Here is a 26,068-nt window from a genome sequence, read left to right as displayed (position 1 = left end):
TCCGCTGAACGAAAAAGGCCGCCTCGGGGCGGCCTTTTTCGTTGTGGGGACTCTAGGCTGTCGCGAGCAGTTCCAGCACGCGCGCCTCCGCCCAGCTGGTCATCCGCAGGTCCTCGATGAAGCCGCAGTGGCCCCCTTGGTCCGTCGCCAGGAAGGCGCGCACCGCGCCCTCGGCGCGCAGGCCGTCGAAGTAGCGCCAGGGAATGACCGGATCGTCCTTGGCCGTCAGCACCGCCAGCGGGCTGGGCGCCGCCATCAGCATCTCCGGCGTCAGCGTATAGGCGGCCAGGTAGTCGTCCATCGACGGATAGTCGGTGAAACCGGCCACGAAGCGCCGCGTCGACTCGGTGAAGCTGCGGACACCGTCGAAGGCGGAGAAGTCGTGCTCCGGCCAGGCGTTCTTCTTGGCGCGCAGGGTCTTGCGCCACTTGTCCATGAAATACCAGCGGAACATCAGCGGCCCGTATTCGATGGCGTCCAGGGTCGATCCCGGATGGATCGCCGGCGAGATGCCCACCGAAAGCCGGGGGGTGACGCCGGCACGCGGCCCGTGGAGGCCGACACGCAGGGCGAAATTGCCTCCCAGGGAGAATCCGACCACGTAGAGGCGGCCGTCGCCGTCGAGCTGCTGCGCCGCCCGCACCGCGCCCAGCACCTCGTCGATACGGGCCGAATGGAAGGGCTCGCGGTTCAGGCCATGGGTGCCGCCATGGTCGCGCAGGTTGAGGCGGAAGACGTTGTAGCCGGCCGCATACAGCGTGCAGGCCATCGAGTAGAGGTAGGAGGACTCGTGGCTGCCTTCCCATCCATGGATCAGCAGCGCCAGGCCCAGCGGGGGGCTCCCTTCCGGCTGGCGCGAGTGGAAGCCGGCGAGGCGCACGCCGTCGCCGCAGTCCAGTTCATGGCGGCTCGCCACTGCTTCCATGCGGCTGCCGCGCCGGAGCCACAACCTGCGCCGCGGGCTCTTGGTGGCCAGGATCGACTGCAGCTGCGCATGGCGGATCAGCAGCGGCGGGCGGAAGCCCGCGTCGTTCACAGCAACTGCTCCAGCACCTTCTCGTAGATCGCCGACAGGGGCTCCAGGTCGGCGACGCGGACGTGCTCATTGATCTTGTGGATGCTGTCGTTGATAGGACCGATCTCCACCACCTCGGCACCCCAGGGCGAGATGAAGCGCGCATCCGAGGTGCCGCCGCCGGTGAACAGCTCCGGCTTCAGTCCCGTGACCGCGCCGATGGCGGCCTCGGCAGCAGCGATCAGGCCGCCCTGGCGCGTCAGGAAGGGCTCTCCGGAGAGCTGCCAGTCCAGCCTGTAGCGCAGGCCATGGCGTTGCAGCGTGGCCTCCACGCGCTCGCGCAGCGAGGCTGCGGTGGATTCGGTGCAGTAGCGGAAGTTGAACACCACCTGGCACTCGCCGGGCACGACATTGTTCGCGCCGGTGCCGGCGTGGATGTTCGAGACCTGGAAGGAAGTGGGCGGGAAATGCGCGTTGCCCGGATCCCAGGCCGTGCCCACCAGTTCCGCCAGGGCAGGGGCCAGGCGGTGGATGGGGTTCTCGACCTTGTGCGGGTAGGCCACGTGGCCCTGCTTGCCCAGCACGGTGAGGATGCCGTTGAGCGAGCCGCGGCGGCCGATGACGATGCGGTCGCCGAGCTTCTCGTTGCTGGAGGCTTCGCCGACGATGGCGTAGTCCGGCCTCACGCCACGGGCCTCGAGCACCTCCACCACGTGGCGGGTGCCGTGTTGCGCCACACCCTCCTCGTCGCTGGTGATCAGGTAGCCGAGGGTGCCGCGCAGCGGACGGCGCGCCATCAGGCGCTCGGTGGCACAGACCATCGCGGCGATGCCCGACTTCATGTCGGCGGCGCCGCGGCCGTAGAGCAGGCCGTCGCGGACCTGCGGCTGGAACGGGTCGCTGGTCCACTGCTCCAGCGGCCCCGTGGGCACCACGTCGGTATGGCCGGCCAGGATCATCAGCGGGCCGCCGCTGCCGGCGGTGGCCCAGAGGTTGGTGACGCCGCCGGCATCGATGTATTCCAGCGCGAAGCCCAGTTTCTTCAGCCGTTCGCCGATCAGCTCGCAGCAGCCGGCATCGTCCGGCGTCAACGAGCGCCGGGCGATCAGCTGCCGCAGCAAGTCCAGGACCGGAGAGGCGCCGTCTGCCATGGCAGGCTTACAGGTCGCGCAGCAGTGCGTTGATGCCGACCTTCTTGCGCGTCTGCTCGTTGACGCGCTTGACGATCACGGCGCAGTTCAGGCTGTAGCGCTCGCTCTTGGGCAGGGAGCCCGCCACCACGACGCTGCCGGCCGGCACGCGGCCATAGAGGATCTGGTCGTTCTCGCGGTCGTAGATCGGCGTGGACTGGCCGATGAACACACCCATCGAGATCACCGAGCCGCGTTCCACCACCACGCCCTCGACGATCTCCGAGCGGGCGCCGATGAAGCACTCGTCCTCGATGATGGTCGGCGAGGCCTGCAGGGGTTCCAGCACGCCGCCGATACCGACGCCGCCTGACAGGTGCACGTTGCTGCCGATCTGCGCGCAGGACCCGACCGTGGCCCAGGTGTCCACCATGGTGCCGGCGCCGACGTGGGCTCCGATGTTGACGTAGGAAGGCATCAGGATCGCGCCGGGGGCCACGTAGGCACCCTTGCGCACCGCCGCCGGAGGCACCACGCGCACGCCGGCCTTGGCGAACTGCTCCTGCGTCCAGCCGCTGTACTTGAGCGGGACCTTGTCGAAGCCCTGGTGCTCGCCCATCGGGATGACGATGTTGTCGTGCAGGCGGAAGTACAGCAGCACCGCCTTCTTCAGCCAATCGTTGACCTGCCACTGAGAGTTGCCGATCGGCTCGGCCACGCGGGCCTGGCCGCTGTCCAGCAGCTCGATGGCGGCCTGGACGTCGTTGCGCAGGGCGGCGTCGCTCTTGTCGAGGCCGTCACGGGCCTCCCAGGCGGCTTCGATACGGCTCTTGAGTTCTTGGTTGCTCATGATTCTGTCAGGGGCGAAAAAGGAAAAAGGTTCAGGCCGCGTCCGTGCGGTCCAGCGTGCGCGTCAGCACCTCGCGCAGGTCGTCCAGCACGCGCTCGTCGCGGATCGGCCGGTGCATGCGGTCGGTGATGTAGAAGACGTCCTCGGCGCGCTCGCCGATGGTGCCGATCTTGGCGGCGTCCAGCAGGATGCCGCGCTTCTGGAACACGCGGCCGACCATGGACAGCAGGCCCGGCTGGTCGGCGGCCACCAGTTCCATGACCGTGCGGCGGCGCGCCTCGTCCTGGCTGAAGTGGATGTGCGTCGGCGTGTTGAAGTGGCGCAGGCGCTGCGACACGCGGCGGTTGACCTCCACGGTCGACATCTCCGGATCGCTCAGCACCTTGCGCAGCGCGTTGCGGATCTCCTCGAAGCGGATGCCCGGCTGGATCGGCGAATTGTCGCTCTCCATCACGGCATAGGAGTCGAGCACGAAACCGTCGTTGGTGGTGTGCAGGCGGGCGTCGAGGATGTTCAGGCCCAGGCGCGCGAGCACGCCGGCCGACAGGCCGAACAGGTGGTCGCGGTCGCGGGTGTAGACGAACACCGTGGTGCCGCGGTCGCTGAGCGTTTCCACCAGCACCAGCGGCAGGTCGGCTTCCTTGGCCGACACGATCGCCGGCAGGTGCCAGGCCAGTTCCTCGGGCGAGTGGCGCAGGAAGTAGTCGCGGTCGAAGCGCTGCCAGACCTGCGCGGCGGCCTGGGTATCGGTACCGCGCTCGGTCAGCAGCTTGAGGGCGCGCGCGCAGGTTTCCGCCACGCGCTCCTCCGGCACCACCGGGTCGTCCAGGCCGCGCTCCAGGGCGCGGGCGGTGGAGCTGTAGAGGTCCTTCAGCAGGGATTCGCGCCAGGAGTTCCACAGCGCCGGATTGGTGCCGCGGATGTCGGCGCAGGTCAGCAGCAGCAGGTAGTCCAGGCGGTCGCGGTCTCCGACCTTGCGGGCGAAGCTGGCGACCACATTGGGATCCTGCACGTCCTGCTTCTGCGCGGTCAGCGACATCACCAGGTGGTTTTCCACCAGCCATGCCACCACCGCCGCGTCGGCATGCGACAGGCCGTGATCGAGGCAGAACTGCTCGGCCTCCTCGGCACCCAGCGTCGAGTGGTCGCCGCCGCGGCCCTTGGCCATGTCGTGCCAGAACGCGCCCAGGTACAGCAGTTCGGGCTTGGCGATGCGGGTGAAGACCTCGTTGGCAAATGGCAGCTCGTGTTGGAAGCGGCCCATGGCGAAGCGGCGCGCGTTGCGCAGCACGTAGAGCACGTGCTCGTCCACGGTCAGCGTGTGGAACAGGTCGTACTGCATCAGGCCCACGATCTTGCCGAAGGAGGGCAGGTAGCGGCCCAGCACGCCGTAGCGGTTCATGCGGCGCAGGTTGCGCGTCAGGCCGCGGCCTTCGCGGAACATGTCGATGAAGATCGCGCGGGCGCGCACGTCGTTGCGCACGGCGTCGTCGATCAGGCGGCCGTCGCGCATGATCATGCGCAGCGTCTGCGCGCGGATGCCTGCGATCTTCGGGTGCTCCTGCAGCAGGCGGAAGATCTCCAGCAGCGCCCAGGGCTGCTTGCGGAAGACGTCGTCGTCGCGCGCCTCGATGGTCTGGTTGCGGACCTGGAAGCGGGCGTTGAGCACCTCCGGCTCGCCGGCGTCCGGGTGCAGGATCGCCTCGTCGAACAGCTGCAGCAGCATGTCGTTGAGGCAGGACAGCGACTTGATCGTGCGGTAGTACAGCTGCATGAACTGCTCGACCGCGCGGTTCTTGTCGTTGTCCTCGTAGCCGAACAGCGCCGCCACCTTGATCTGGTGGTCGAACAGCAGGCGGTCCTCGCGGCGGTTCGTGATCATGTGCAGGGCGAAGCGCACCCGCCACAGGAAGTCCTGGCCCGCGAACAGCTCGTCGCTTTCCTGCTTGTTGAGGAAGCCGTGCTCGCGCAGCTCGGCCAGCGTCTGCGCGTTGAAGTGGCGCTTGGCGACCCAGCCGATGGTATGGATGTCGCGCAGGCCGCCCGGGCTTTCCTTGACGTTGGGCTCCAGCTTGTAGCCGGTGTCGTCGTACTTGCGGTAGCGCGCCGCCTGCTCGGCCTTCTTGGCTTCGAAGAAGGCCTTGACCGGCCAGACATGTTCCGGCGTCAGGGCCTGCTGCATCTGCTGGTACAGCGCGGCGTCGCCGGTGAGCATGCGCGCCTCCAGCAGGTTGGTCATCACCGTGATGTCCTTGGCCGCCTCGTCGACGCATTCCTGCACGGTGCGCACGCTCTGGCCGACTTCCAGGCCGATGTCCCAGGCGAAGGCGGTCATCTGCTCCAGCGCCTTGCGGTGCTGTTCCAGCGCCTCGCCGGAGTGCAGCAGCAGGATGTCGATGTCCGAGTGCGGCAGCAGCTCGCTGCGGCCATAGCCGCCCACCGCCACCAGGGCCAGGCCGTCGGTCAGTTCCGGCAGGAACTTCTGCCAGGCCGTGCGCAGGACCTCGTCCACCAGGTGGGCGCGGGCGTGCACCAGGGCGTCGGCCGCGGTGCCCTCATGGAACAGGGTGTAGAGCCGCTCGCGGCCCCACTTGAGGGTCTCGCGGAAGGCCGCTACCGGGGAGGCCCCCTGGGCCAGGCGGGAGCGGATGCGGGGTGCGCTGAAGATGGCGGAGGCGTCTTCGTCCGCCAGGTCGAATTCGGCTCCCATCACATCTCCCCGCCGCGCAGGGTCAGCACCTCGTAGCCGGATTCGGTCACCAGCACGGTGTGCTCCCATTGGGCCGACAGGGAATGGTCCTTGGTCACCACGGTCCAGCCGTCCGGCAGCAGCTTCACCTCGGGACGGCCGGCATTGACCATCGGCTCGATGGTGAAGGTCATGCCCGGCACCAGCTCCATGCCGCTACCCGGCTTGCCGTAGTGCAGCACCTGCGGGTCCTCGTGGAAGATGCGGCCGATGCCGTGGCCGCAGTACTCGCGCACGATCGAGAAGCCGCGGGCCTCGGCGTACTTCTGGATGACATGGCCGATGTCGCCCAGGCGGGCGCCGGGGCGCACCAGCCGGATGCCCTCGATCATGGCCTCGTGGGCGGTCTCGGCCAGGCGGCGCGCCAGGATGCTGGGCTCGCCGACATAGAACATCTGGCTCGTGTCGCCGTGGAAGCCGTCCTTGATCACGGTGACGTCGATGTTGATCACGTCACCCTTCTTCAGGACCTTGGGCCCCGGGATGCCGTGGCAGACCACGTGGTTGACCGAGGTGCAGACCGACTTGGGGAACGGCGGCCGGCCGGGGGCGGCACCGTAGCCCAGCGGGGCGGGGACATCGCCGGCCTTGACGATATGGTCGTGACAGATCCGGTTCAGCTCCTCGGTGCTGACGCCGGGCTTCACGTAGGGGGCGATCATTTGCAGGACCTGCGCAGCGGCCTGTCCGGCTTCGCGCATCTTCTGCTGTTCGGCGGGGGTTTTGATGGTGACGCCCATGGGGGCTTGGCTACCGGGAAATCTTTGAAATCAAAGGTTGATTATGGTATAAAGCGCGCCCTTCAAAGGCAATCAACCGGATTCCCCGATTGTAACCCCTTTGAAAATCCACTCGCGCCCCACTTGGGTGAGCTCTCACATAGGGCGCGATTTGCCTAACCCAAGGAGAAGTGTCAATGGCGAACATCACCATGCGCCAGCTGCTGGAAGCCGGTGTCCATTTCGGTCACCGCACCCGCTACTGGAACCCGAAGATGGACGAATTCATCTTCGGCGAACGCAGCCGCATCCACATCATCAACCTCGAGCAGACCCTGCCGCTGCTCAAGGACGCCTGCAATTTCGCCGGCAAGCTGGCCGCCAACGGTGGCCGCATCCTGTTCGTCGGCACCAAGCGCGCCGCCCGTGAGGCCATCGAGGAAGAGGCCAAGCGCTGCGGCATGCCTTTCGTCTCCCAGCGCTGGCTGGGCGGCACCCTGACCAACTTCAAGACCGTCAAGGCCTCGATCAAGCGCCTGGTGGAGATGGAGAAGTCGGTCGAGGACGGCACCATCAACCGCCTGACCAAGAAGGAGCAGCTGACCTTCCAGCGCGAGCTCGAGAAGCTGCGCAAGTCGCTGGGCGGCATCAAGGAAATGCCGACCCTGCCGGACGGCCTGTTCATCATCGACACCGGCTACGAGAAGAACGCCGTGGCCGAGGCCAAGAAGCTCGGCATCCCGGTCATCGCCGTGGTCGACACCAACAATGACCCCTCGGGCATCGAGTGCGTGATCCCGGGCAACGACGACGCCACCCGCGCCATCCGCGTCTACACCCAGTGCGTGGCCGAGGCCATCATCGAGGCCCGCGGCGCCAACCCGATCCCGTTCCGCGAGGCCCCGCCGGAAGTGACCGAGGACCGTTCGGCCCCGAAGAAGCCGCGCCCCCCGCGCAAGCCCGGCGCCGGCGACCGTGACCGCGGTGACCGCGGCCGCGGCGGCCGTGGCCGCGGCGCCCCCCAGGCCGGCGAGTAAGCCGCAGACCCACAGAGAGACCCCATGACCCAGATTACTGCTGCCCAGGTCAAGGAACTGCGCGAGCGCACCGGCGCCGGCATGTCCGACTGCAAGAAAGCCCTGGAAGCCACCGAGGGCAACATCGACGCCGCCGCCGAGAAGCTGCGCCTCGATGGTGCTGCCAAGGCCGACAAGAAGGCCGCCCGCACCGCCGCCGAGGGCGTCATCGCCCTGGCCAGGTCGGACGACGCCGTGGCCCTGGTCGAGCTGAACAGCGAGACCGACTTCGTGGCCAAGGGCGAGGATTTCCGCGCCCTGGCCCGCGAGGCCGCCGAACTGGCCCTGAAGCACCGCCCGGCCGACGTCGAAGCCCTCGGCCAGCTGTCGGCCGGCGGCGAGACCGTGGACCAGAAGCGCCGCGGCCTGGTGGCCAAGATCGGCGAGAACATCACCCTGCGCCGCTTCGAGATCGTCTCCAAGGCCGGCGCCGACCTCGTCACCTACGTGCACCCGGGTGACAAGATCGCCGTGGCCCTGGCCATGGACAAGGGCGATGCCGAGCTGGCCAAGGACCTGGCGATGCACACCGCCGCCATGGCTCCTCGTTACCTGAGCGCCAGCGAGATTCCCGCCGAGGTGATCGAAGCCGAGCGCAAGGTGATCGACGCCACCGTGGCCCAGGAACAGGCCGATGCCAAGGCCGATGCCGACAAGTACGGCGCCGCCCTGAAGGAAATGGACGGCGAGAAGCAGGACGGCACCTATGCCGGCCTGTCCGACGAGGGCAAGAAGGCCTGGGACGAGGAGTACGCGGCGGTCAAGAAGAAGTTCGGCGGCGGTTTCAAGCCGAAGCCCGCCGAGATCCTGGCCAAGATGGTCGACGGCAAGGTCGCCAAGTTCAAGGCCGAGCTGACCCTGCTGGGCCAGCCGTTCGTCAAGGCTGCCAACGGCGAGTCCGTCGAGAAGGTGCTGGCCGACAAGAAGGCTTCCGTGGCCCGTTTCGTCCGCTTCGCCGTGGGCGAGGGCATCGAGAAGAAGAAGGAAGACTTCGCCGCCGAAGTCGCCGCAACCCAGGCCAGCCTCTCCGCCTGATTTGCGCTAAAATCGGCAACAGTTGTGAACGAGACCCCGGCAACGGGGTCTCTTTTTATATAAACTCAGCAAAATCCGCCAGATAGAGCCCACCATGTCCGCCCAGCCTGCGTACAAGAGAATTCTGCTGAAGCTGTCTGGCGAGGCCCTGATGGGCGAACTGGGCTTCGGCATCTCGCCCCCGGTGACCTCCTTCCTGGCCAACGAGATCAAGGCCGTGGTCGAGGCCGGCGTGCAGGTGGCCCTGGTGGTGGGCGGCGGCAACATCTTCCGTGGCGAGCCCCTTGCCAAGGCCGGCATGGACCGCATCACCGGCGACCAGATGGGCATGCTGGCCACGGTCATCAACGCCCTGGCCCTGCAGGACGCGATCGAGCGCAGCACCGGCCTGCAGGCCCGCGTGCAGTCCGCCATCCGCATCAACGAGGTCTGCGAGGACTTCATCCGCCGCAAGGCCGTGCGCCACCTGGAGAAGGGGCGGGTCGTGGTCTTCGCCGCCGGCACCGGCAACCCGTTCTTCACCACCGACTCGGCGGCCGCCCTGCGCGCCATCGAGATCGGCGCCGACCTGATGCTCAAGGCCACCAAGGTGGACGGCATCTACACCGCCGACCCCAAGAAGGACCCTGCCGCGACGCGGTACGACACGGTCACCTATGACGAGGCCCTGAGCCGCCGCCTGGGCGTGATGGACCAGACCGCCATGGTGCTGTGCCGCGACAACAAGATGAAACTCTGTGTCTACGACATGGACCGCCCCGGTGCGCTGATGAAGATCGTCATGGGCGACCGCAGCTTCGGCACCTACGTCGACGCCTGAACCCGACCCGAATTCCGGAGATTGCAATGACTGCCGAAATCAAGAACGACGCCACCAAGCGCATGCAGAAGTGCGTGGACACGCTCAAGACCGAGTTGGCCAAGCTGCGCACGGGCCGTGCCAATGCCGCCATGCTGGATCACGTCCGGGTCGACTACTACGGCTCCGACGTGCCCCTCTCGCAGGTGGCCAGCGTGGTGGTCGAGGACGCCCGCACGATCACCATCACGCCCTGGGAGAAGCCCATGGTCGGGGCCATCGAGAAGGCGATCATGACCTCGGACCTGGGCCTGAACCCGAACACCGCCGGCCAGACCATCCGCATCAACATGCCGCCGTTGACCGAGGAGCGCCGCCGCGACCTCGCCAAGGTGGTCAAGACCGAGGCCGAGGGTGCCAAGGTGGCCATCCGCAACGTGCGCCGCGACGCCAATCAGGCGATCAAGGACCAGGAAAAGGCCAAGAAGATCACCGCCGACGACGTCAAGCGCGGCGAAGCCGAAATCCAGAAGCTGACCGACCAGTTCGTGGCCAAGGTCGACGAGGCTGCCGCGACCAAGGAAAAGGAACTGATGTCGATGTGATCCGGTCTTCCGGATGACCTGATCCCTCCTGTGCCCCGCATGACCCGAGAAGCCCCCCCGCTGCCGCCGCAACCGCTGCCCCGGCATGTCGCCATCATCATGGATGGCAACGGGCGCTGGGCGCAGTCGCGCGGGCAGCCGCGGGCCTTCGGGCATCGCGCCGGCGTCAAGATGGTGCGCCGCGTGCTGCGTGCCGCCCACAAGTCCGGCGTCGAGGCCCTGACCCTGTTCGCGTTCTCGCAGGAGAACTGGAAGCGGCCCGAACTCGAGGTCAAGCTGCTGTTGCAGCTGTTCGTACGGACGCTGGGCCGGGAGCTCGATGCCATGCACCGCAACGGCGTCAGCATCCGCTTCATCGGCGACCGCAGCGGCTTTCCCGAGCTGCTGCGCGCCGAGATGCAGCGCGCCGAAAGGCGCACGGCGGCCAACACCGGCGTGAAGCTGTCCATTGCCGTCGGCTACGGCGGGCAGTGGGATATCGTCCAGGCTGCCCAGGCCCTGGCCGAGGCCGGTCAGCCGATCACCGCCGAGGGCATCGAAGCCCGCCTGCAGACCGCAGGCCTGCCCGAGCCGGACCTGATGATCCGCACCGGCGGCGAGCAGCGCATCAGCAATTTCCTGCTGTGGCAGCTGGCCTATACCGAGCTCTACTTCAGCGACGTGCTGTGGCCGGATTTTGGCGAGGCCGAGTTCCGCGAGGCGCTGGACTGGTACGCCGGGCGCGAGCGCCGTTTCGGGCGCCTGCCCGAGTCGGCCTGAACCGTAGTAGTTTCCTGCCTTAAGTGACAAACTGCGGCATCGCGCCGCGCGCCCAACTTACCGACGCCACCGAACACCGCCCTCCATGCTCGCCCAGCGCGTCGTCACCGCCCTCGTCCTGCTGCCCCTGTTGCTGGCCCTGGTCTGGTACGCCCCCACGCCCGTGCTCTACGGCGTGCTGGCCCTGGTGGGACTGCTGATGGCCTGGGAGTGGACCGGGCTGATGGGCTGGGCGGCCAAGGGCCGCCGCTGGGCCTACACCGCGGCTTGCGGCCTGCTGCTGGCCCTGGCCTGGCTGGCGCCGGGCCGCGACATCCTGCTGCCCGTGCTGCTGGGCGCCGCGGTGCTGTGGTGGATCTTCGCCGTCAGCCTGTTCCCCGGCTTTCCGGACAACCTCAGCCGCCGGCAGACCTCCGGCCTGCCGATGGCCCTGCTGGGGCTGCTGCTGACGGTCTCCACCCTGCTGTCCCTGGCGGCGCTGCATGCGACGGGGCCGCTGAAGCTGCTGTTCTTCCTGTTCATCGTCTTCGCCGCCGACACCGGTGCCTACTTCGCCGGCCGCCGCTTCGGCAAGCGCAAGCTGGCGCCGAACATCTCCCCGGGCAAGACCGTGGAGGGCGCCATCGGCGGCCTGCTGCTCGCGGGCGTATGGGCGCTGCTGGCCGGTATCCCGATCTTTGCCCCCGCCGGAGCCGTACAGGCCGCGCTGCTGCTGCTGCTGACGATGATCGTCGCGGCGGTGTCCATCGTCGGCGACCTGACCGAATCCATGTTCAAGCGCGTGGCCGGCATCAAGGACAGCGGCAACATCCTGCCGGGCCATGGCGGCATCCTGGACCGCGTCGACAGCATCCTCGCCGCCGCGCCGGTGATGGTGCTGGGCCTGCTGGCCACGGGACTCTAGCCTGATGCAGAACCTGGTCGTCCTGGGTGCGACCGGCACCATCGGCCGCAATACGCTCGACGTGGCCGCGCGTCACCCCGACAAGCTGCGGGTGCAGGGGCTTACCGCGCAGCGCGATGTCGAGGGCCTGTTCGAACTCTGCCGCCTGCACCGGCCGCGCTATGCCGTGCTGGTCGAGCCCGCCGCCGCTGCGCGCCTGCGCGATCTGTGCCGGGACGCGGCGCTGGACTGCGAGGTGATGGAGGGCGTGGCCGCGATCTGCGAGCTGGCGGCCCACCCGGAGGCCGGGCAGGTGATGTCCGCCATCGTCGGTGCCGCCGGCCTGCTGCCGACCCTGTCGGCGGTGCGCGCCGGCAAGCGCGTGCTGATCGCCAACAAGGAGCCGCTGGTGATGGCCGGCGCGCTGCTGATGGCCGAATCGGCCCGCCATGGGGCCACGCTGATCCCGATCGACTCCGAGCACAACGCCATCTTCCAGTGCCTGCCGTCGCCGGCACGTTGCGGCGAGCGGCCCAAGGGGGTCCACCGGCTGATCCTGACCGCCTCCGGCGGCCCGTTCCGTGAGACACCGCTGGCACAGCTGGAGGCGGTGACCCCGCAGCAGGCCGTGCGCCATCCCAACTGGGTGATGGGCCAGAAGATTTCCGTCGATTCGGCCACGATGATGAACAAGGGCCTGGAACTGATCGAGGCCGCCGTGCTGTACCGCCTGCCGGCCGACCGCCTGGACGTGGTGATCCACCCCGAGAGCGCGATCCATTCGGTGGTGGAGTACGTCGACGGTTCGATGCTGGCCCAGCTGGGGCAGCCGGACATGCGGGTGCCGATCGCCCATGCCCTGGCCTGGCCGGAGCGCTGGGAGTCGGGCGTCGGCGGCCTGGACCTGGCCGCCCTGGGCCGTTTCCGCTTCGAGGCGCCGGACGAGCGCCGCTTCCCCTGCCTGCGCCTGGCACGGTTTGCGCTGCGGCAGGGCGGGGCGCTGCCGAATGCATTGAACGCGGCGAACGAAGTCGCTGTCGAAGCGTTCCTGCAGCATCGGCTGAACTACCCGGGGATTCCCGCCGTGATCGAAGAGGTGATGGACGCCGCCGCCGGCCGCCAGGCGGGCGATGACCTGGACGGCATCCTGGCGCTGGACGCCTGGGCCCGCGAAGCGGCCGCCGCGGCCGTGGCCGAGCTCGGCCGGAGCCTGCGGCATGCCTGATTTCCTCTGGTCGCTAGGCGGGTTCATCCTTGCCATCGGCATCCTGGTCGCGTTCCACGAATTCGGTCACTACTGGGTCGCCCGCCGCTGCGGCGTCAAGGTGCTGCGCTTCTCCATCGGCTTCGGCCGCCGCATCTGGAGCCGGACTTCCCGCGACGGCGTGGAATGGACGCTGTCGGCCATCCCCCTGGGCGGCTACGTCAAGATGCTGGACGAGCGCGAGGGCCCGGTGCCGGCGGAGCTGCGTTCCCAGGCCTTCAACAACGCCCCGGTGGGCAAGCGCTTCCTGATCGTGGCAGCCGGCCCGGTGTTCAATTTCCTGCTGGCCATCGCCTTCTACTGGCTGGTCCTGCTGATGGGCGTTCAGAGCATCAAGCCCATGATCGCGGCACCCGCCGCCAAGAGCGCCGCCGCCCAGGCCGGCCTGCGCGAGGGCGAGCAGGTCGTCGAGGTGGACGGCGAGGCCACCCCCACCTGGATCGACCTGCGGACCGAGCTGCTGGACAAGGCCCTGGGCGGCGGCAGCCTGCCGCTGCGGGTGCTGGCCGCCGACGGCAGCCAGCGCAGCGTCCGGCTCGACCTCGGCGGGGTCCGCGTGGACCCGGAGTACGTCTTCGCCGATCTGGGCCTGGAGCCCTACGAGCCGCCGATTCCCCCGATCGTGGCCCGGGTGATTCCGGGCGGGGCGGCCGAGGCCGCCGGCCTGAGGGGCGGCGACCATATCGTCAGCCTGGACGGCCAGCCCATTGCCGGCCGCCGCGAGATGATCGCCTGGCTCAGCGCCCGGCCCGAGCAGGTGGTCAAGGTCGGCGTCCGCCGCGGCGCCGAAACCCTTGAACTGCAAGCCATCGTGGCCCGTGTCGAGGAGGGCGGACGGGTCATCGGGCGCATCGGCGTGGAGATAGCAGCCTCCCCCGATCTGTGGCAGGATTTGCGCGCCGAAAGCCGGCGCGGCCCCCTCGAAGCCGTGCCGGGTGCCGTCGAGCAAACCTGGCGCATGTCCGCGCTGACGCTGAAGATGCTGTGGCGCATGGTGCTCGGCGACGTGTCGGTGAAGAACGTCAGCGGTCCCATCCAGATCGCCCAGGTGGCCGGGTATTCCGCCCAGGTCGGTCTCGTATCTTTCCTGAGCTTCCTGGCGGTGGTGAGCGTCAGCCTCGGCGTGCTCAACCTGCTGCCGGTGCCGCTGCTCGATGGCGGACACCTGCTGTTCTATGCAATCGAGGCGGTCAAGGGATCGCCGCTGTCTGAGAGGGCGCAGGAGGCGGGCCAGCGGATGGGCCTGACCTTCCTGGTGATGTTGATGGGGTTGGCGTTCTACAACGACGTGATGCGCCTGCTGAATTGAACTGCGGCACCGACTAAAAAAGAAACCAGATCAGTGAAACCGCTGAGAACGAAGAAAACGGCGCTGGCCAGCGCCATCGCGGCGCTCGTGTTGGCGGGCCAGGCCCATGCCTTCCAGCCCTTCACGATCAAGGAAATCCGGGCCGACGGCCTGGAGCGCCTCGAGATCGGCACGATCCTGACCTACCTGCCGCTGTCGGTCGGCGACGAGCTCAACGACGCCACCTCGCGCCAGGCGATCCGCTCGCTGTACGGTTCCGGCCTGTTCCAGGACGTGCAGCTGCAGCGTGACGGCGACGCCCTGGTGATCGTGATCAAGGAGCGTCCCTCCATCACCAGCTTCACGATCGAAGGCAACGAGAAGATCGGCGGCGACGATCTCAAGAAGTCGCTGAAGGACCTGGGCCTGGCCGAAGGCGAGCTGTTCAAGCGCGAACTGCTCGACGGCGTCGAGCAGGAACTGCGCCGCCAGTACTACGCCAACGGCTACTACGACGTCGATATCAAGGCGGCGGTCACCGAGGAAGAAGGCAACCGCGTCAGCATCAAGATCGACGTGGTCGAAGGCAAGGTCACCCGCATCAAGGACATCAACCTGCTGGGCAACCAGGCCTTCGAGACCAGCGAGCTGCTCAAGCAGTTCGCGCTCGAGGGTACCCACTGGATGCCCTTCCAAAGCAGCGACAAGTACTCCAAGCAGAAGCTGGTCGGCGACCTGGAAAAGCTGCAGTCCTACTACCAGGACCGCGGCTACCTGAAGGCCAACGTCTCCTCCGTGCAGGTGGCGCTGACGCCCGAGAAGGACTCGATCTACATCACCGTCAACCTGGAAGAGGGCGAGATCTACAAGATCAAGGATCGCCGCTTCTCGGGCGAGACCATCCTCAACGAGCAGTTCCTCAACGCCCTGGTCACGACCAAGGCGGGCGACATCTTCTCGCGCAAGGAAGCCACCGACAGCGCCAACCGCATCGAGGCCGCGCTGTCCGACATCGGCTATGCCTTCGCCGAGGTCAACCCGGTGCCGGAAGTGGAGGAGGGCAGCAAGCTCGTCAGCCTCAACTACGTGGTGCAGCCGGGCAAGCGCGCCTACGTGCGCCGCATCGGCTTCAGCGGCAACCTCGGCACCAACGACGAGACCCTGCGCCGCGAAATGCGCCAGCTCGAGGCCGCGCCCTTCTCCAAGAGCGCCGTCGAGCGCTCCCGCGTGCGCCTGGCGCGCCTGCCGTTCATCGAGGACGTCGAGGTCGATACCCGCCCCGTGGCCGGTTCCGACGACCTCGTCGACATCCAGTTCAAGGTCAAGGAGCGCCCGCCCGGATCGGTGCAGTTCGGCGTCGGCTATTCCGGTGCGCAGGGCTTCCTGATCACCGGCAGCCTCACGCATACCAACTTCCTGGGCACCGGCAACCGCGTCGAGGTGTCGGCGGAGAACAACTCGATCTCCAAGGCGTTGAGCCTGTCCTGGACCGATCCCTACTTCACCGCCGACGGCATCAGCCAGACGGTGTCGGCCTTCTACCGCAGTTCCGAGTCGGTGATCCGCTACAGCTCGGGCTTCAACACCAACGTGCTGGGCCTGAACCTGACCTACGGCATCCCGCTGTCGGAGTTCATGACCCTGCGTGCCGGCTTCGGCCTGGACGAGACCTCGATCGAGACCTTCGCCGGCTCCTCGTCGAACGAGATCCTGCAGTTCGTGATCGACAACGGCACGCGCTTCCTGAACTACTCGTTCCGCACCGGCATCACCTACGACACGCGCAACCGCACCTTCTTCGCGGACCGCGGTTCGATGCACTCCCTCAGCCTCGACCTGGGCATGCCGGGCAGCGACATCGAGTTCTACAACCTCAGCTACCGCGGCCAGCAATACGTGCCGATCTACAAGGGCCTGTTCCTGGAAATGAACGGCTCCGTGGGCTTGGTGGACACCTATGCCAACGACCAGGAAGTGCCGCCCTACGAGCACTTCTTTGCCGGCGGCCCGCGCACCGTGCGCGGCTACCGCGACGGCTCGCTCGGTCCGCGCGACACGCCGTTCGATAACCCCTACGGCGGCAAGTTCCGCACCACGGCGCAGAACAACCTGATCATCCCGCTGCCGATCGCCAGCGACGGCAAGTCGACGCGTCTGAACCTGTTCTTCGACATCGGCCAGGTCTTCCCGCAGCCGGGCGACTTCGACACCGCCGACCTGCGCCAGTCCGCCGGCATCGCGTTCTCCTGGTTCACGCCGTTCCTCGGCCTGCTCGACCTGAGCTACGCGTTCCCGCTGAACGAGGAGCAGGGCGACGAGGTGGACCGCTTCCAGATCCGCTTTGGCGGCGGCTTCTGATCCTGCTGCAAATCCGCTTCAATACTCTCCTGTCATCATTACTCCATTCATAGACGGAACACCGAGATCCAACGATGCGTAACCTCACCCGAATCCTCAGCGTCATGGCCCTGGCTTCCGCGGCGCTGCTCGCTGCCCCCGCGATGGCCGCCGACGGCAAGATCGTCAGCATCCGCGCCGCCGAGCTGGTGCAGCAGTCGCCGCAGTTCAAGGCCGGCGCCGACAAGATCAAGGCCGAGTTCGACCGCCGCAAGAACGACCTCGAGGCCGAGGCCAAGCGCTTCGTCGACGACGCCGAGAAGTTCAAGAAGGAGCGCGACATGCTCTCCGCCGCCGACGCCTCCAAGCGCGAGAAGGACCTCACCACGCGCCAGCTCGACCTGCAGTACAAGCAGCGCCAGTTCCAGGAAGACTTCGCCAACCGCGACCGCCAGCTGACCACCGAGATGATGGCCAAGATCAAGGGCGTGATCGTGCAGGTGGCCAAGGAGAAGGGCGCCGACCTGGTGGTGCAGGACCCGATCTACGCTACCGACTCGGTCGACATCACCGCCGAGGTGCTGAAGCGCCTGCAGGCCGGCGGCGGCAAGTAAACGGTTGTTTTTCAAGGACGGCCCGCGGCTCGCCGCGGGCCGTTTTTCGTTGAGGCCTTGCTGACGCCATCGCGTTCGCTGCGGCGGTGCGCGCCCGGATGCAGGGCTGCGCCCCGAGGCGCGCGGCGTACAGCAGTGCGTAAGCGACTCCGAGCGCAGCCCTGTGTCCAGGCGATCCCCCTGCAGGGTTGCCACCGCTTTTCTGCGGACCGATGCGGCGCTTGCAATGCTGCCGACAGGCTTCCGGGGGCGGGACGCAGGCCCGCCGGACCTGCGATAATCGACGCATGACCACGTATAGCCTGGCCGACCTGGCCGCAAGATTCGGTCTGGAACTGAAGGGGGAGGGCGGTACGCTCATCCAGGGCGTCTGCTCGCTGGACCCCGGCAAGCCGGGCTGCATCGGCTTCCTGTCCAACCCCAAGTTCCGCGCCCAACTGGCCGGCACCCGCGCCGCCGCCGTCATCGTCGGCCCGCGCGACGCCGCGACGCTGGCGACCCCGGGCCTTGTCGCCAAGGACCCCTATCTGGCCTATGCCCGCCTGGCCGCCCTGTTCGACCCGGACCGCGAGTTCGCCGCCGGGATTCAGGCCGGTGCCCAGGTGTCCCCGCAGGCCAAGCTCGGCGCCGGCGTGCATGTCGGCTACAACGCCGTGGTGGAGGCCGGGGCCGAACTGGGCGAGGGCGCCTACGTGGGGCCCGGCTGCCTGGTCGGCCGCGATGCCGTGATCGGTGCCGGTACGCGCCTGGTGGCCCAGGTCCACGTCGGCGCGCGCGTGCGCATCGGCCGGCGCTGCACCCTGCAGCCCGGAGCGGTGATCGGTTCGCGCGGCTTCGGCAATGCCCGCGGCCCCAACGGCTGGGAAGAGGTGCCGCAGCTCGGTACCGTCGTGATCGGCGACAACGTCGAGATCGGCTCCAACACCTGCATCGATCGCGGAGCGATCGAGGACACCGTGATCGAGGACGGCGTGCGCCTCGACAACCTGATCCAGATTGCCCACAACTGCCGCATCGGGCAGCACACGGCCATCGCCGCCTGCACCGGCATCGCCGGCAGCACCACCGTCGGGGCACGCTGCCTGATCGGGGGCGCCGTCGGCATGGCCGGCCACATCAGCATTGCCGACGACGTGGTCATCCTCGGCCGCGGCATGGTCACCAATTCAATCACCGAGAAGGGCGTCTATGGCTCCGGCCTGCCGCTCAGCGACGCGCGTGAGTGGCGCAAGACCGTCGCACGCATCCGGCGCCTGGCGCGCCTTGAGGAGCGGTTGCGCGAGGTCGAGCGCCACCTGCAACTCGACCCCCGGGAACAGGACAATGAATCCAGTGAATCTTGATATCCGCGAAATCCTGAAGCTGTTGCCGCACCGCTATCCCTTCCTGCTGGTGGATCGCGTGCTGTCGGTCGACGCCGAAGCCGGACACCTGGTGGCGCTGAAGAACGTCACCTACAACGAGAACTTCTTCCCCGGCCATTTCCCGGGCCTGCCGACCATGCCCGGCGTGCTGCAGCTGGAGGCGATGGCCCAGGCCTGCGGCCTGCTGGCGGTGATGCGCTCCGGGCTGCGCTGCGACTCCGGCTACATCCTGTACTTCGCCGGCATCGACAACTGCCGCTTCAAGCGGCCGGTGGTGCCCGGCGACCAACTGCACTTCCACATCAAGCTCGACAAGCACAAGCGCGACCTGTGGAAGTTCATCGCCCAGGCCAAGGTGGGCGACGACCTGGCCTGCGAGGCCGAAATGATCTGCGTGCTGAAGAACGCCGGCCGCGACACGGGGAGCGACTGATGAGCACACGCATCCATCCCACCGCGATCGTCGACGCCGGCGCGCGGCTGCATCCTACCGTCGAAGTCGGTCCCTACACCGTCATCGGGGCCGACGTCGAGATCGGCGAAAACAGCTGGATCGGTCCGCACGTGGTGCTGCGCGGCCCGATGAAGATCGGCCGCGACAACCGCATCTTCCAGTTCAGCTCCATCGGCGAGATCTCGCAGGACAAGACCGCGCGCTACGACGACGCCACCTCGGTGGAGATCGGCGACGGCAATACCATCCGCGAGTACGTCACGATCCAGCGCGGCACGCTGAAGGACACGGGCGTGACCCGGGTCGGCAACGACAACTGGATCATGGCCAACGTCCACATCGCGCACGACTGCGTGGTGGGCTCGCACACGATCCTGGCCAACGGCACGACCCTCGCCGGGCACATCACGATCGAGGACTACGCCGGCCTCGGCGGCTATACCCTGGTGCACCAGTTCTGCCGCATCGGCGCCCATGCCTTCACCGGCGGCGGCACCGTGGTGCTGCGCGACCTGCCGCCCTTCGTCATCGCCGAAGGGCAGCCGGCCCGCCCGCGCGGCATCAACAGCGAGGGCCTCAAGCGCCGCGGCTTCACGGCCGAGCAGATCGACCAGATCAAGGACGCCTACAAGCTGATCTACATGTCGGGTTCGATCATGGCCGAGGTCAAGGAGAAGCTGGCCGAGATGGCCAGGTCCTCCGAGCATGCCGGCGCGATGCTGCGCTTCATCGAAACCTCCAAGCGCTCCCTGTCGCGCTAGGCTCGGGCGGCCGATGCGCATCGCTCTGGTGGCGGGCGAACTGTCCGGGGACATCCTCGGCGCCGCCATCGTCCGCGCGCTCAAGGCGCGGTACCCTCAGGCGCAGATCTACGGCGTCACCGGCCCGCGCATGGCGGCGGCCGGCTGCGACAGCATCGCCTCCATCGAGCTGCTGTCGGTGATGGGCATCGCCGAGGTGATCCCGGCGCTGCCGCGGCTGTTCCGCCTGCGCGCGGAACTGCTGCGCCGCTTCCTGCAGGATCGCCCGGACGTGGTGATCGGCATCGACGCGCCGGACTTCAACCTGGGCCTGGAGCGCCGGCTGCGCGAGCGCGGCCTGAAGACCGCGCACGTGGTCAGCCCCTCGGTCTGGGCCTGGCGGCAGGGGCGAGTGAAGACCATCGCCTGCTCGGTGGACCGCATGCTCTGCCTGTTCCCCTTCGAGCCGAAGTTCTATGCCGAGCATGGCGTGCCGGCCGACTACATCGGACACCCGCTGGCGGACGAGCTGGACGATTCGGTGACGCCGGCCGCGGCGCGCGCGGAACTGGGCCTGCCGGCCGAGGGCCCGCTGGTGGCGATCCTGCCCGGCAGCCGCGGCTCGGAACTGAAGTACCTGGGCGAGCCCTTCGCGCAGGCGGCGGTCCTGCTGGCGCAACGCCATCCCGGCATCCGATTCGTCACGCCGGTGGCCAAGCCCAAGCTGCGCGGGGGCCTGGAGCGCGTCATCCGCGAGCAGGCCCCGGGCCTGCCCTGGACCGTGGTGGAAGGCCGTTCGCGCGAGTGCATGCGCGCGGCCGACGCCGTGCTGCTGGCCTCGGGCACCGCCACCCTGGAATGCCTGCTGCTGGGCCGGCCGATGGTGGTGGCCTACCGCGGTGCCGCCTTCACGGCCTGGCTGATGCTCAAGGCCGGCCTGCTCAAGACCCGCTACGTCAGCCTGCCCAATCTGCTGTCGGACGAGCCCACCGTGACCGAGCTGCTGCAGGAGGCCGCGACGCCCGGGCGCATCGCCGACGAGGTGAGCCTGCTGCTGGCGGACGACGGGCCGCGCCGGCGCCAGCTGGCGCAGTTCCATGCGGTGCGCGAGGAGCTGCGCCGCGATGCGGCCGGCCGCGCCGCCGAAGCCATCGCCGGCCTGCTGGCCGCCCGCGCCGCTTAGCCCATGCCGCGCCGGGTCGCCATTTCCTCGTACACGCTGTCCTTCGTCGCCGGCGTCGACGAGGCCGGCCGCGGCTGCCTGGCCGGTCCGGTCTATGCCGCGGCGGTGATCCTCGACGCGGGTCACGGCATCCGCGGCCTGGACGATTCCAAGCAGCTCACGGCCCTGCAGCGCGAGAACCTGTTCGACCTGATCCAGCGCCGTGCCGTGGCCTGCGCCATCGCCCGCGCCGAGGTCGAGGAGATCGAGCGGCTCAATATCCTGCATGCCTCGATGCTGGCGATGCAGCGCGCGGTGGAGGCGCTAAGTCCCGCCGCCCGGCATTGCCTGATCGACGGCAATCGCCTGCCCCCCGCATTGCCATGCAGTGCCGAGGCGGTGGTGGAGGGCGATGCCATCCACTCGCCGATCATGGCTGCGTCGATCCTGGCCAAGGTGGCGCGCGACCGCGAGATGCAGCGGCTCGACGCCGAATTCCCGGGCTACGGCTTCGCCAAGCACAAGGGCTACGGCACGTCCGAGCACCTGGCGGCGCTGCGCCGGCAGGGGCCCAGCAGCATCCATCGCATGGGTTTCGCGCCCTGCGCGCAGCCAGACCTCTTCGCGGGCGGGAACGCATGAGCGGTTTCGTCCACCTGCGCGTGCACACCGAGTTCTCGCTGACCGACGGCGTGGTGCGCGTCGAGCCGCCCAAGCGCAAGGGTGGCGGCGTCGGCGCGACACTGACCTCGCGCGCAGCGGAGCTGAAGTTTCCCGCGATCGCCGTCACGGACATCAACAACCTGTTCGCGATGGTGAAGTTCTACAAGGCCGCGGAAGGGGCCGGCATCAAGCCGGTGATCGGCGCCGACATCCGCCTGGAGGAGCGTGTCGCGGGCGAGGCGCCGGAGCGCCTGACCCTGCTGGTGCAGAACGACACGGGCTACCGCAACCTCACCAAGCTGATCTCGCTGGCCTACACCGACGGCCAGCAGCGCGGCACGCCGCTGGTCAAGCGCGAGTGGCTGGCGCCGCATGCCGAGGGCCTGATCGCCCTCACCGGGCGCGACGGCAGCACGTTCCGCGCCGCCGCCGGCGACCAGGTGGAGGCCGCGAAGAGCGCGGTGGCCGAGCTGTCGGCGCTCTACCCGCAGCGCCTGTACCTGGAGATCAGCCGCTGCCAGCGGCCCGGCGACGAGGAATGGGTGCAGGCCGCCTGCGCCCTGTCGCGCCACTTTCAGGTTCCCGTGGTGGCGACCAATGACGTGCGTTTCCTGTCGCGCGAGGAGTTCGACGCGCACGAAGCGCGCGTCTGCATCGCGCAGGGCCGCGTGCTGGGCGACGACAAGCGTCCGCGCGACTACACGCCGGAGCAGTACCTGAAGTCGGCGGACGAGATGCAGGCGCTGTTCGCCGACATCCCCGAGGCGCTGGAGAACACGCTGCAGATCGCGCGGCGCTGCACGCTGACGCTGAAGTTCGCGCCGCCCTACCACTTGCCGAACTTCCCGGTGCCGGAGGGTCACGACACCAACTCCTGGCTGAGGAAGGTCTCGGAGGATGGCCTGGCGCGCCGCTTCACCGAGATCACCCTGGCCAAGCCCGAGGAAGAGTACCGGCAGCGGCTCGACTACGAGCTGGGCATCATCGAGCGGATGGGCTTCGCCGGCTACTTCCTCGTGGTGGCCGACTTCATCCAGTGGGCCAAGCAGAACGGCTGCCCGGTGGGCCCGGGGCGCGGTTCGGGTGCCGGCTCGCTGGTGGCCTATGCCACGCGCATCACCGATCTCGATCCGCTGCCCTACAACCTGCTGTTCGAGCGCTTCCTGAATCCGGAGCGCGTGTCGATGCCGGACTTCGACGTCGACTTCTGCATGGACAACCGCGACCGCGTGATCGAGTACGTCACGCAGAAGTACGGTCGTCCGCACGTGGGCCAGATCATCACCTACGCCACCATGGCGGCGCGCGGCGTGATCCGCGACGTGGCGCGCGTGCTGGGCCATGGCTACGGCTTCGGCGACAGGATTTCCAAGCTGGTGCCGGGCACCCCGGGCGCGACCCTGGTGGACGCGCTGGAGACGGTCCCTGAACTGAAGGGGCTCTACGACACCGACGAGGAAGTGAAGGCGGTGGTGGACCTGGGCCTGGCGCTGGAAGGCACCACGCGCGGGGTCGGCGTGCATGCCGGCGGCGTGGTGATCGCGCCCAGGCCGCTGACGGACTACGCCCCGCTGCTGTGCGAACCCGGCGGCGGCGGCATGCGCACGCAGTTCGACATGAAGGACCTCGAGGTCGTGGGCCTGGTGAAGTTCGACTTCCTGGGCCTGAAGACGCTCACCGTGATCCAGGAGGCGGTCAACACGATCGTGCGCCAGCACGGCCGCCAGCTGGATATGCTGGCCCTGCCGCTGGACGACCAGGAAACCTTCCGCAAGATCTACCAGAGCGGCGAGTCCTCGGCGGTGTTCCAGATGGAATCCCCGGGCATGCAGAAGGCCAGCCGGGATCTCAAGCCCGACTGCTTCGAGGACATCATCGCCCTGGTGTCGCTGTACCGCCCGGGGCCGATGGAGAACATCCCGACCTTCTGCGAGAACAAGCGCGACACCAGCAAGATCGAGTACCTGCATCCGGAGATGGAGGCGGTGCTGCAGCCCACCTACGGCATCTTCGTGTACCAGGAGCAGGTCATGCAGATGTCGCAGCGCATGGCCGGCTACACGCTGGGCGGCGCCGACCTGCTGCGCCGCGCCATGGGCAAGAAGATCCGCGCCGAGATGGAGAAGCAGCGCGAGATCTTCACCACTGGCGCCACCGGCCGCGGCATCGACGGCGAGGTCGCGAGCAAGGTCTTCGACCTGATGGCCAAGTTCGCGGACTACGGCTTCAACAAGTCGCATGCCGCCGCGTACGCGCTGGTGAGCTACCACACCGCCTGGCTCAAGGCGCATTACCCCGCGGAGTTCATGGCGGCGGTGCTGTCCTGCGAAATGCAGCACACCGACTCCGTCGTGCTGATGCGCGACGAATGCCTGCGCATGAAGCTGGAGATGATCCCGCCCGACATCAACCGCAGCTTCTACCGCTTCACCGTGCCCGGCCCGAACCAGATCCTCTACGGCCTGGGCGCGATCAAGGGCGTGGGCGAGGCGGCGCTGGAGGGCATCATCGCCGAGCGCGAGAAGAACGGCAGGTTCAAGGACCTGTTCGACTTCTGCCGCCGCATCGACCTGAAGAAGGCGAACAAGCGCGTGCTCGAGGCGCTGATCTACTCCGGCGCGCTGGACGGATTCGGCCTCAACCGGCCCTCGCTGCTGGCCACCTTGCCCAAGGCCCTGGGGCTGGCGGAAAAGGCGGCGCAGTCCGCCGACAGCGGCCAGGTGGACCTGTTCGGACTGGGAGGCGGCAGCAGTTCCGGCACGATCGAGGAAAAGGTCGAGCCGGAGCTTGCGCAGGATTGGCTCAAGCGGGAGAAGCTGGCGCACGAGCGCGATACCCTGGGCTTCTATCTGTCCGGCCATCCGATCGACGCCTATCGCGACATCATCGAGCAGGTCTGCACCGACCGCATGCGGCCGCTGATCGAGCAGCATGCCAGGCCGCCGGTGGTCGGAGCGGACGGCAAGGTGCAGTTCCAGCCGCGCCAGAAGGTCATGTTCGCGGCCTGGGTGGTGGACATCCGTTTCTTCAAGGGCGACAAGTCGGCGGACGGCAAGAGCGGGCGTGCCAGCTACAAGCTCACCTTCGACGACCAGACCGCCCAGCTTTCCACCTGGATCGACGTGGACGCCTGGCCGCGGCTGCAGCCGGTGGTCAAGCCGGACAGCCTGGTCTTCGTGATCGCCGAGATCGGCGCTTCGCCGCCGCGCGAGGGCCGGGAGTCCGAGCCGCGCATGTACCGTCCGGAGTTCTTCGCCCTGGCCGACGTGCTGAAGGACTATCCGCAGAAGCTCGCCCTGGAATGGTGCAAGCCGGTGGCCGACGTCCAGGCGATGCACAAGGCCCTCAAGCCCTACCAGAAGGGCAATGTCGGAATGGTTGTGCACTACCGCAACGGGCGGCAGGCCTGCGTGCTGGACCTGGCTCCCGAATGGAAGCTGCGCCTGGACGAGAACTGCCTGACCGCAGTGCAGCAGATTGCCGGCCCGGACTGCGTTAAAGTGACGTACAAGCGATATGTGCCCCCCGTGACCGAGCGCCGCTTCGACCGCGCGTTCTCCGGCGGCGGGGGCGGAGACGACGAATAGACGCTTATGAACCTGAACTACCTCGATTTCGAACAGCCCATCGCGGAACTGCAGCAGAAGATCGAAGAGCTGCGTTTCGCCACTTCCGGCAGCGGCGTGAACCTCACCGAGGAGATCGCCCGGCTCGACCTCAAGAGCCGCGAACTGACCGAGCAGATCTTTGCCAACCTGACTCCCTGGCAGGTGGCGCAGCTGGCGCGCCACCCCCAGCGTCCCTATGCCCTGGACTACATCAAGACGCTCTTCACCGAGTGGGAAGAGCTGCACGGCGACCGCCACTACGCCGACGATCCGAGCATCGTCAGCGGTGTCGCCCGGCTGGAGGGCCGCGCGGTCTGCGTGATCGGCCAGCAGAAGGGCCGCGATGCCAAGGAGCGCGTCTACCGCAACTTCGGCATGCCCAAGCCCGAGGGCTACCGCAAGGCGCTGCGCATCATGAAGCTGGCGGAGAAGTTCAACCTGCCGGTGGTCACCTTCATCGACACCCCGGGCGCCTACCCGGGCATCGGCGCCGAGGAGCGCAACCAGTCCGAGGCGATCGCCCGCAACCTGTTCGAGCTGTCGCGCCTGCGCACGCCGGTGATCGCCACGGTGACGGGCGAGGGCGGCTCCGGCGGTGCGCTGGCCATCGGCGTGGCCGACCACGTGATGATGCTCCAGTACAGCATCTACTCGGTGATCTCGCCCGAGGGCTGCGCCTCGATCCTGTTCAAGGACGCCGGCCGTGCGCCGGAGGCCGCCGAGGCCATGCGCATCACCTCGCGCGACCTGTTCCAGCACAAGCTGGTGGACGAGATCGTGAGCGAGCCGCTGGGCGGCGCCCACCGCGACCCGGCCGCGATGATGAACACGCTCAAGCAGAAGCTCATCTCCAACCTCGAGCGCTTGCGCCATACGCCGATGCCGCAGCTGCTGGCCAACCGCTACCAGCGCCTGATGTCCTACGGCGCCCACGACCGCCTGAACTGAGCCGGA

At 67.9% G+C, this 26,068-nt stretch carries 22 protein-coding genes; 17 read left to right on the top strand and 5 right to left on the bottom strand.

Annotated features, from left to right (window positions below; translation table 11 throughout):
- Positions 1-52: 52 nt before the first annotated feature.
- The 5 genes from C3942_RS19455 to map are packed head-to-tail and all read right to left on the bottom strand — an operon-like array spanning position 53 to position 6,484.
- Positions 53-1,036: a YheT family hydrolase gene (locus tag C3942_RS19455; protein ID WP_104232039.1), complete on the bottom strand. Its 984-nt coding sequence runs from the start codon at positions 1,034-1,036 to the stop codon at positions 53-55.
- Positions 1,033-2,166 carry a succinyl-diaminopimelate desuccinylase gene (gene dapE / locus C3942_RS19450; RefSeq protein WP_104232038.1) on the bottom strand — a complete coding sequence of 378 codons (1,134 nt, stop codon included), beginning with the start codon at positions 2,164-2,166 and terminating at the stop codon, positions 1,033-1,035. The genes C3942_RS19455 and dapE overlap by 4 nt, the downstream gene beginning before the upstream one ends.
- 7 nt (positions 2,167-2,173) lie before the next feature.
- The gene (gene dapD / locus C3942_RS19445; protein ID WP_104232037.1) at positions 2,174-2,995 is read right to left on the bottom strand and encodes a 2,3,4,5-tetrahydropyridine-2,6-dicarboxylate N-succinyltransferase; all 822 of its coding nucleotides are present in this window, start codon (positions 2,993-2,995) and stop codon (positions 2,174-2,176) included.
- Between the two features lie 31 nt (positions 2,996-3,026).
- Positions 3,027-5,705: a [protein-PII] uridylyltransferase gene (glnD, locus tag C3942_RS19440; protein WP_104232036.1), complete on the bottom strand. Its 2,679-nt coding sequence runs from the start codon at positions 5,703-5,705 to the stop codon at positions 3,027-3,029.
- Positions 5,705-6,484 carry a type I methionyl aminopeptidase gene (gene map / locus C3942_RS19435; protein WP_104232035.1) on the bottom strand — a complete coding sequence of 260 codons (780 nt, stop codon included), beginning with the start codon at positions 6,482-6,484 and terminating at the stop codon, positions 5,705-5,707. The genes glnD and map overlap by 1 nt, the downstream gene beginning before the upstream one ends.
- 176 nt (positions 6,485-6,660) lie before the next feature.
- Between map and rpsB the strand changes: the two genes are divergently transcribed.
- The 17 genes from rpsB to C3942_RS19350 all read left to right on the top strand — a co-directional run bounded on the left by rpsB (position 6,661) and on the right by C3942_RS19350 (position 26,062).
- Positions 6,661-7,500 carry a 30S ribosomal protein S2 gene (gene rpsB / locus C3942_RS19430; RefSeq protein WP_104232034.1) on the top strand — a complete coding sequence of 280 codons (840 nt, stop codon included), beginning with the start codon at positions 6,661-6,663 and terminating at the stop codon, positions 7,498-7,500.
- Between the two features lie 24 nt (positions 7,501-7,524).
- On the top strand, positions 7,525-8,574 hold the full coding sequence (gene tsf, locus C3942_RS19425; RefSeq protein ID WP_104232033.1) for a translation elongation factor Ts: 1,050 nt from the start codon (positions 7,525-7,527) through the stop codon (positions 8,572-8,574).
- 94 nt (positions 8,575-8,668) lie between these two features.
- Entirely contained in the window at positions 8,669-9,394 is a 726-nt protein-coding gene (gene pyrH, locus C3942_RS19420) for a UMP kinase (RefSeq protein WP_104232032.1), read from the top strand.
- Positions 9,395-9,420: 26 nt separating this feature from the next.
- Complete coding sequence (gene frr, locus C3942_RS19415) at positions 9,421-9,978, top strand: ribosome recycling factor (RefSeq protein ID WP_104232031.1); 558 nt, start codon at positions 9,421-9,423, stop codon at positions 9,976-9,978.
- A 39-nt stretch (positions 9,979-10,017) separates the two neighbouring features.
- Entirely contained in the window at positions 10,018-10,737 is a 720-nt protein-coding gene (gene uppS, locus C3942_RS19410) for a polyprenyl diphosphate synthase (RefSeq protein WP_104232030.1), read from the top strand.
- Between the two features lie 85 nt (positions 10,738-10,822).
- On the top strand, positions 10,823-11,641 hold the full coding sequence (locus C3942_RS19405; protein ID WP_104232029.1) for a phosphatidate cytidylyltransferase: 819 nt from the start codon (positions 10,823-10,825) through the stop codon (positions 11,639-11,641).
- A 4-nt stretch (positions 11,642-11,645) separates the two neighbouring features.
- On the top strand, positions 11,646-12,845 hold the full coding sequence (gene dxr, locus C3942_RS19400) for a 1-deoxy-D-xylulose-5-phosphate reductoisomerase (protein ID WP_104232028.1): 1,200 nt from the start codon (positions 11,646-11,648) through the stop codon (positions 12,843-12,845).
- Complete coding sequence (gene rseP, locus C3942_RS19395; protein WP_104232027.1) at positions 12,838-14,193, top strand: RIP metalloprotease RseP; 1,356 nt, start codon at positions 12,838-12,840, stop codon at positions 14,191-14,193. Before dxr ends, rseP begins: the two co-directional genes overlap by 8 nt.
- 33 nt (positions 14,194-14,226) lie before the next feature.
- Positions 14,227-16,530: an outer membrane protein assembly factor BamA gene (bamA, locus tag C3942_RS19390; RefSeq protein WP_243393679.1), complete on the top strand. Its 2,304-nt coding sequence runs from the start codon at positions 14,227-14,229 to the stop codon at positions 16,528-16,530.
- A gap of 74 nt (positions 16,531-16,604) precedes the next feature.
- Positions 16,605-17,123 (top strand): OmpH/Skp family outer membrane protein, encoded by a 519-nt coding sequence (locus C3942_RS19385; protein ID WP_104232026.1) that lies wholly within the window; start codon positions 16,605-16,607, stop codon positions 17,121-17,123.
- 287 nt (positions 17,124-17,410) lie between these two features.
- Positions 17,411-18,466, top strand: a complete 1,056-nt coding sequence (lpxD, locus tag C3942_RS19380) for a UDP-3-O-(3-hydroxymyristoyl)glucosamine N-acyltransferase (protein ID WP_104232025.1) — start codon at positions 17,411-17,413, stop codon at positions 18,464-18,466.
- Positions 18,456-18,920 carry a 3-hydroxyacyl-ACP dehydratase FabZ gene (gene fabZ / locus C3942_RS19375; RefSeq protein WP_243393678.1) on the top strand — a complete coding sequence of 155 codons (465 nt, stop codon included), beginning with the start codon at positions 18,456-18,458 and terminating at the stop codon, positions 18,918-18,920. The genes lpxD and fabZ overlap by 11 nt, the downstream gene beginning before the upstream one ends.
- Complete coding sequence (gene lpxA, locus C3942_RS19370) at positions 18,920-19,702, top strand: acyl-ACP--UDP-N-acetylglucosamine O-acyltransferase (RefSeq protein ID WP_104232023.1); 783 nt, start codon at positions 18,920-18,922, stop codon at positions 19,700-19,702. Before fabZ ends, lpxA begins: the two co-directional genes overlap by 1 nt.
- Positions 19,703-19,715: 13 nt before the next feature.
- Complete coding sequence (gene lpxB / locus C3942_RS19365; RefSeq protein WP_104232022.1) at positions 19,716-20,864, top strand: lipid-A-disaccharide synthase; 1,149 nt, start codon at positions 19,716-19,718, stop codon at positions 20,862-20,864.
- Between the two features lie 3 nt (positions 20,865-20,867).
- Entirely contained in the window at positions 20,868-21,485 is a 618-nt protein-coding gene (gene rnhB, locus C3942_RS19360) for a ribonuclease HII (protein ID WP_104232021.1), read from the top strand.
- Entirely contained in the window at positions 21,482-25,093 is a 3,612-nt protein-coding gene (gene dnaE, locus C3942_RS19355; RefSeq protein ID WP_104232020.1) for a DNA polymerase III subunit alpha, read from the top strand. The genes rnhB and dnaE overlap by 4 nt, the downstream gene beginning before the upstream one ends.
- 6 nt (positions 25,094-25,099) lie before the next feature.
- On the top strand, positions 25,100-26,062 hold the full coding sequence (locus tag C3942_RS19350; protein ID WP_104232019.1) for an acetyl-CoA carboxylase carboxyltransferase subunit alpha: 963 nt from the start codon (positions 25,100-25,102) through the stop codon (positions 26,060-26,062).
- The last annotated feature ends 6 nt before the right edge of the window (positions 26,063-26,068 follow it).

Origin of the sequence: Solimonas fluminis, from assembly GCF_002930645.1 — a bacterium.
Lineage (GTDB): Bacteria > Pseudomonadota > Gammaproteobacteria > Nevskiales > Nevskiaceae > Solimonas_A > Solimonas_A fluminis.
This window is presented reverse-complemented; position numbering and strand designations above follow the sequence as displayed.